The organism is Mesorhizobium sp. A556, assembly GCF_054489545.1.
The window spans coordinates 330,337-336,774 of sequence record NZ_JBTMXA010000005.1; the positions used below are offsets into that span (position 1 = coordinate 330,337).

The following is a 6,438-nucleotide window of genomic DNA, read 5'->3' on the forward strand; positions in this document are numbered from 1 at the left end:
CGCTTTCGGGCGACCTACATTAGCTTCCGTCGAGCGGTCCACATTGTGGACATCGATTGATCACCAAATAACCCAACCAAGGACGGCGTCAGGTCTCATTGCCCCTGTGGGGTACGGGGCGCGGGACCAACTTGAAAGGGATACCCATGCGCAAAGCTTTTCTTCTTGCAGCGAGCATCACTCTCATCGGCGCTTTCGCGGCGAATGCACAGGATTCATCGACCTCGCAATCACCGTCTCAACCCCCGGCGCAGCCACCGGCTGCCTCATCTGAGGCCGCGCCCCAAATTCAGCGCGTCAACGTGATCGATGTCAGTGAATTGCCTCAGGATACCCAGAAGCAGGTCGAGCAAATCGTGGCGCAGTCCACCGACGAGAGCCTGAAGCAGATGCAGAGCAGCATCGAGGCCACACCTCAGGCGAAGGCCGCGCTGGAAGCCAAGGGGGCGACATCGGCCCAGGTCGTGGCCACCAATTTGGGTACGGACGGAACGCTGACGCTGATTACCAAGAAAACCAGCTGACGGGCGCTGCCCCGAAAGGGCAGATCGCCTTCGGGACAATAGCTCCTTTGATAACAGACGCGCGCCACGGGATGGCGCGCTTCGACACGGCGCTCATCGACAGGTGCCGTGCCGCAGGTCGCGCTAGATCGCCGGCTCTTTTGCCGTCTCGCGGATGAGATCGACGAAGCGGCGGAAGAGATAGTGCGAATCCTGCGGGCCGGGTGAAGCTTCCGGGTGGTGCTGGACGGAGAACACCGGGCGTCCGGTCAATGCCAGGCCGCAATTGGAGCCGTCGAACAGCGAGACGTGCGTTTCCTCGACGCCTTCCGGCAGGCTGTTGCCATCGACGGCGAAGCCGTGGTTCATCGAGACGATCTCGACCTTGCCGGTGGTGTGGTCCTTGACCGGGTGGTTGGCGCCGTGGTGGCCCTGATGCATCTTTTCCGTCTTGCCGCCGAGCGCGATAGCCAGCATCTGGTGGCCGAGGCAGATGCCGAACACGGGGATGTCGGTTTTCAGCAGGTCCTGGATGACGGGAACCGCATATTCGCCGGTGGCGGCCGGATCACCCGGTCCGTTGGACAGGAAGATGCCGTCGGGCTTCATGGCGAGGATTTCGTCCGCGCCGGTCTTGGCCGGTACCACCGTCACCTTGGCGCCGAGACCGGCCAGCAGGCGAAGGATGTTGCGCTTGATGCCGTAGTCGATGGCAACGACATGCATGGTCGGCGCATTCTGCTCGCCAAAACCCTCGTTCCAGACCCAGGGGGTTTCGCGCCACACAGACGACTGGCCGGAGGTGACCTCCTTGGCGAGATCAAGCCCGACAAGGCCCGACCACGCGGCGGCGCGGCGCTTCAGGTCGTCCACGTCGAACCGACCCTCGGGGTTGTGCGCGATGACGGCGTTGGGCATGCCTTTTTCGCGGATCAGCGCCGTCAGCGCGCGCGTGTCGATGTCGCAAAGGGCGACGATGCCGCGCTTCTTCAGCCAATGGTCGAGATGGTCGCTGGCGCGGTAGTTCGACGGATCGGTGACGTCGGCCTTGAACACCGCGCCGACCGCGCCGGCGCGCGCGACCGGGTTCAAGTCTTCGATGTCCTCGTCATTGGTGCCGATATTGCCGATATGCGGGAAGGTGAAGGTGACGATCTGGCCGGCATAGGAGGGGTCGGTGAGGATTTCCTCATAGCCGGTCATCGCCGTGTTGAAGCACACTTCCGCGACCGCCGTGCCTACAGCCCCAAGCCCGCGTCCCTCGATCACCGTGCCGTCGGCAAGGACGAGCAGGGCAGTCGGGATTTCGGTGCTCCAGGGGGCGGTCGTGGCCATGCGGCTCTCCATCAACGGGCTGTGTTCGCTTTGTAACCAATCTGGTTGCAGTTCGCGCAACAAAAAGGCGCAGAGCGGCAGCGCCCCGCGTCATCGATGTAACCAGTGTGGTTGCAAGGTCTTCCCATAGGGGAAGGCGGGCGCAGGGTCAATCGTCGTGAAAGCGCGCCCGCCGCCGGGGCCGGTTCGTCGATACCGGGCCTATTGCTGGATGTCGGGCTCGACGACCTTGGCGAGGTTGCGCAGCGATTCCTGCCAGCCGAGATAGCAGGCTTCGGGCGGAATGAGGTCCGGAATGCCGGCCTGCTCGATGTTCAACTCGGTGCCGACCGAGACCTTCTTGAAGGTCACCGTCACCTGCATCTCGCCGGGCAGGTTGGGGTCGTCGAACTTGTCGGTGTAGCGCAGGCGTTGGCCCGGTACGAGTTCGACATATTCACCGCCGAACGAGTGGCTTTGGCCGGTCGTGAAGTTGCGGAAGGACATCTTGTGCGTGCCGCCGACTTTGGCCTCCAAATGATGGACGGTGCACAGGAAGCCGTTCGGCGGCAGCCATTTGGCAAGCGCATCGGCTTCGATGAAGGCGCGGTAGAGTTTGTCCGGCGTGGTCGTCAGGACGCGGTGAAGGCGGACGGTGCTGGGCATGTCGTTCATCCTTATGGCTGACAGTTGCGTGGGCTTTTATCGTTGCGTACTTGATGGACGGTTGCGGTTTCGCGGGCGAGGCCTCGCAAACCCCGATCCATGCCGCAAGGACGCATGAAGGTCGTCCGACCCGACAATGGAGCGCGATTTTCTGCATAAAACCGCGATCCGCCCCAAGGTTCCAGTCCCGCCGCTTGAGATTTTGGCCGGAATGCCGTTTATCCGAACCGCAAGCACGCACCACATGTCAAAGGAAACCGGCCATGCGCGAAAAGATCGCCGAAGAAGTCAAGACCGCGATGAAGGCGAGGGATGCTGAACGCCTGCCGACGCTGCGGCTCATCCAGTCGGCGATCAAGGATCGCGACATCGCCAATCGGGGCGTCGGCAAGGACCCGGCCAGCGACGACGACATCCTGCAGATCCTGGCCAAGATGGTGAAGCAGCGCGAGGAATCGGCCAAGGCGTTCGAGGATGGCGGGCGGCCCGAGCTTGCCGCCAAGGAGCGCGCGGAAATCGAAATCCTGCGCGATTTCCAGCCGACGCAGATGGACGATGCCGGCGTAGAGGCAGCCGCGCGCGAGGCGATCGCGACGACGGGTGCGGCGTCGCCAAAGGACATGGGCAAGGTCATGGCCGCGCTGAAGGAAAAATACACCGGACAGATGGATTTTTCCAAGGCGAGCGCGCTCGTGAAAGGATTGCTGGGGTAGGGGCACCGGACAGGAACTGTAACGGGGCACATAAGCGTGTTCCGGACAGGGGCATAGCCTGACTCGCACTACCACATAAGTCTGACTCGAGGCTCTTCTCGACGTCAAATTTGGCTCCTCACGACCACCATGAAGAGGCCCCAAATCAGAAGCCATTCAGGACGTCAGGGTTGAAGGCCGTCTTCTCGGTTATGTAGGTGATGGAATGGGGCCGCTGGCGGCCGTTGGCATTCGGCGCGATGATCGTTATGGTCGAGAACGTTCTGAAACATCCGCGCATTGTGCTGTCGCCCGGCATGATCAGCGTCTACGGCAGTATCCAGTGGGAAGGGGATGTCGTGCATCTCATCGCCCATTGGCTGACCGACCCGTCGGCCGGTCTCGCCAGCGTCGGAGACCGCGATGCGGCGCTCCTGTTGCCGCACTGCCGCGGTCATGAGTTCCACCAAGCAGCCCCAGAGCCGCCCCGCGCGGCATGCAGAAGCCGTGGAGTAGTGTGGATTGAAGCGTTCGCAGAGACCAGATCTGTGAAGACGCGGGATTTCCGGTTGAAAATTTTCACGATACCTCATGAACTCTTGGAGAATGTGGCCTCCCGAAGCGGACGAGATCTTGCAAGAAGTTGAAGGATCGAATTGCCCGGAATCCTTCCGAATGCGATGGTTTTCCCCACCGGTGACTTTAAGCGGGAGGACAGTCATGGTCTGAGGCTTTCGTGTGAATTTGGCAGACAGGCCTGCGTTTAGGTCGCGAATATCGTGACGGCGATCATATTTGTCGGAGCTGATCATCACCGTCAGCATGATGATCAGGAACACCTGCGCTCAATGCGCGCGGAACAGGCAAGTCCGACGCCATAGCGCTTCGGCCAAGTCTATTCGGGTTGACATTTTCTTCTTGTTCGTCCGCCAGGCTAGACGTGCATTTCGCTTCTCATCGTCCTCTCGATCGATTCGGCCATGCGTTCCGGAACACCTGCCTGCTCGGCATGGGTCCGCCAAGAGGCCAATTTCTCCTGCATCTCTTGCACGATAATGCGGATTTTGCTCTTCTTCAGGTTGCAGAACACGCCGAACGCGACCAGATCCTCTGCCCCGAACAGGTCACGCTTCCCGTTGAGCGTCATCTGGTGCTGGCTCGTCCAAGGGCCTTGGGGATTATAGGCGTAGCTGACGTCGAAGGCCGGCGAGAGGCGCCATTCGCCCTTCTGGTTCATGAGGAACGCGATGTTCTTCACGTGGTCGTCCTGATTGCGCACCATGATGTTGAAAACGGCACGACGGAATTGCTGCTCGATGTCGTAGGCGGGCAGACCTAGCAGTCGGATGGTCTCGACCGCCTGCTCATAGGAGTAGGCGCCGGCCGAGTTGAAGTCGAAGTGGCGCAGGGCGGCCAGCGACTGCATGTGCAACTTCTGGCCCTTGGCGGTGCGATCAAATCGACGAGTCATGAAGTGTGCCCGACCGCCTTCCCGATGAAGGCGGCAATCCGTCATGTCGATACCGACGTCCTTGGCCATCAGGTAGAAGGAGTATTCGACTTGGCCGAAGCCCTGCGGATCAGCTAGCTCCTTGTCCTTGTTGTTGGCGATGCCGTCGAACTTCACCAGCCAATAGGTGAAGCCTTCTTCGGCCTTGACTTGGCCCGACCGGAACTCTCCGGTCTGCTCGTTCCATGCGAGAATGGCCTTGGCCCGCGCGCCGCCGGCGGACGTGCCGACGCGCAGGATCTCCTCCAGCGTCTCGCTGTCGCCGTTGTCGCCGGCCAGAACCCCGCCGAGTTCTACTCGTGAATTGAGCACCTGGTTCGCGAGATCGACTAGGTCATTGATCTGCAGCCGGCGCGATCTGTTGGCGGCGTTCAAGATGGTCGGATGGAACTCAAGCGCACCCATGCCACGGGTCCCGATGTAGCAGAGGCGCTCCACAGGATTGAAGCTGTTCGCGGTTCGCCCACGAGCAACCAGCCAGGCGTCTATTAATGCGTTGCCAAACTTATCGGGCAGGGAGTCGGCGAGCATGCCGGGCAGTCCCTTGAAAGCGTCCTTTACCAGACCGGGGAATTCATACGGGTCGCGGCGCAACGGCATGGCGATCGGGGACAGCTCAATGCCGCTTCTCACAAAATCCGGCATGTACTGGAAGACCGCGATCTGCCGATCGTCGATCCAGCTGACGGCACCGATGTCCCGACCCCACAGCCGAACGGTTGCGTCCGTCACTCGTCGGTCTCCTCGCCCCATGCCCAAGTGGACGCCTTTTGTGGTGAACCTTCCTCAGGGCGAGCGCGTTGGCGCTCATTTCCCTGCAGACGAACACGATCCACCGGACGTACGCTCGGATCAGGCAGTAGGGCATCGAATTCCGTGGCGAGCCCGAGCGCGGCAAGCACTCGAATGAAGGTGTCGAGCGACACTGTTTCTCCTGCCTCGAGGCGACGAACCGTATTTCTCGAACTTCCGGCAAGCTCACCGAGCTGACGTTGAGTTAGGTTTCGGGAAAGACGTATCCCCGCGACGCGCTCACCGATCCTGTTCAACGTGTGTCGGATCGCCTGATTCGGCTCCACGATAGTGCCTCATATATGGTGCAGTATGACCGGAATCGATTGCTAGTGACCAATATATGAGGCACCACTCTGGAGTCAATAGCAAGCGCTTGCAGATAGTGCCTCATATATTGGTCACTATGTCCAAAAATGACATATAGTGCCTCACATAAGAGGCACTATCGCCCAGCGAGCAGGGCATTCGTCAAGCCGGCACCGAGTTTCTGGCCGGTTGCAGCGAGCGACGATGGATAATGACCTGATGAAGGGATGACGCGCGAGCTGGCTGCGACGGTTGCGCTGATCTAGGTCAGCTATTGGTTTGACTTGGTCAGGCTTGAATGTACGCAGAACGGTCGCTTTCCGGGCCGACGGTAATGCGCGGGTGAGTTCAACCGGTCATCGCAACACCTTCTGCAGCCTATCGGCCGGGGTCTCGAAGTCCAAGGTTTTTCGGGGTCGCTGATTGAGCCTCAGAGCGACGTCGTCGAGTTGATCCTGCGAGACGAGAGATAGGTTGGTGGTTCTGGGGAAGTACTGTCTGAGCAGGCCGTTGGTGTTCTCGTTGCTGCCGCGCTGCCAGGGACTGCGGGGGTCGCAGAAGTAGACCTGTAGATCGGTTGCGATGGTGAAGCTCCTGTGACGAGCCATCTCCTTGCCCTGGTCCCATGTCAACGAGCGCCGCAGCTCTTCTG

Annotated in this window: 8 protein-coding genes; 2 read left to right on the top strand and 6 right to left on the bottom strand. The window is 60.6% G+C overall.

The features are described from left to right. Positions 1–146 precede the first annotated feature (146 nt). Positions 147–524: a hypothetical protein gene (locus ACX3P0_RS13765; protein WP_459089232.1), complete on the top strand. Its 378-nt coding sequence runs from the start codon at positions 147–149 to the stop codon at positions 522–524. A gap of 123 nt (positions 525–647) precedes the next feature. On the opposite strand, the gene carA is transcribed toward ACX3P0_RS13765, so the two are convergent. Next, positions 648–1,838: a glutamine-hydrolyzing carbamoyl-phosphate synthase small subunit gene (gene carA / locus ACX3P0_RS13770; RefSeq protein ID WP_459089234.1), complete on the bottom strand. Its 1,191-nt coding sequence runs from the start codon at positions 1,836–1,838 to the stop codon at positions 648–650. Positions 1,839–2,039: 201 nt separating this feature from the next. Next, positions 2,040–2,483, bottom strand: a complete 444-nt coding sequence (locus tag ACX3P0_RS13775) for an SRPBCC family protein (RefSeq protein WP_459089236.1) — start codon at positions 2,481–2,483, stop codon at positions 2,040–2,042. 263 nt (positions 2,484–2,746) lie between these two features. On the opposite strand from ACX3P0_RS13775, the gene ACX3P0_RS13780 reads away from it, so the two are divergent. Continuing rightward, the gene (locus ACX3P0_RS13780; protein ID WP_459089238.1) at positions 2,747–3,196 is read left to right on the top strand and encodes a GatB/YqeY domain-containing protein; all 450 of its coding nucleotides are present in this window, start codon (positions 2,747–2,749) and stop codon (positions 3,194–3,196) included. Between the two features lie 164 nt (positions 3,197–3,360). On the opposite strand, the gene ACX3P0_RS13785 is transcribed toward ACX3P0_RS13780, so the two are convergent. From ACX3P0_RS13785 to ACX3P0_RS13800, 4 genes are all read right to left on the bottom strand, one after another. Next, on the bottom strand, positions 3,361–4,014 hold the full coding sequence (locus ACX3P0_RS13785; RefSeq protein WP_459089240.1) for a hypothetical protein: 654 nt from the start codon (positions 4,012–4,014) through the stop codon (positions 3,361–3,363). Positions 4,015–4,109: 95 nt separating this feature from the next. Continuing rightward, entirely contained in the window at positions 4,110–5,417 is a 1,308-nt protein-coding gene (locus tag ACX3P0_RS13790) for a type II toxin-antitoxin system HipA family toxin (protein WP_459089242.1), read from the bottom strand. Further along, the gene (locus tag ACX3P0_RS13795) at positions 5,414–5,764 is read right to left on the bottom strand and encodes a helix-turn-helix domain-containing protein (RefSeq protein ID WP_459089244.1); all 351 of its coding nucleotides are present in this window, start codon (positions 5,762–5,764) and stop codon (positions 5,414–5,416) included. Before ACX3P0_RS13795 ends, ACX3P0_RS13790 begins: the two co-directional genes overlap by 4 nt. 378 nt (positions 5,765–6,142) lie before the next feature. Then, positions 6,143–6,438, bottom strand: a 296-nt coding sequence (locus tag ACX3P0_RS13800) for an IS30 family transposase (RefSeq protein ID WP_459089246.1), incomplete at its 5' end; no start/stop codon positions are given.

Coding starts and splice junctions, on each gene's coding strand:
- ACX3P0_RS13765 (WP_459089232.1), top strand. CDS start 147: ATGCGCAAAGCTTTTCTTCTTGCAGCGAGCATCACTCTCATCGGCGCT.
- carA (WP_459089234.1), bottom strand. CDS start 1,838: ATGGCCACGACCGCCCCCTGGAGCACCGAAATCCCGACTGCCCTGCTC.
- ACX3P0_RS13775 (WP_459089236.1), bottom strand. CDS start 2,483: ATGCCCAGCACCGTCCGCCTTCACCGCGTCCTGACGACCACGCCGGAC.
- ACX3P0_RS13780 (WP_459089238.1), top strand. CDS start 2,747: ATGCGCGAAAAGATCGCCGAAGAAGTCAAGACCGCGATGAAGGCGAGG.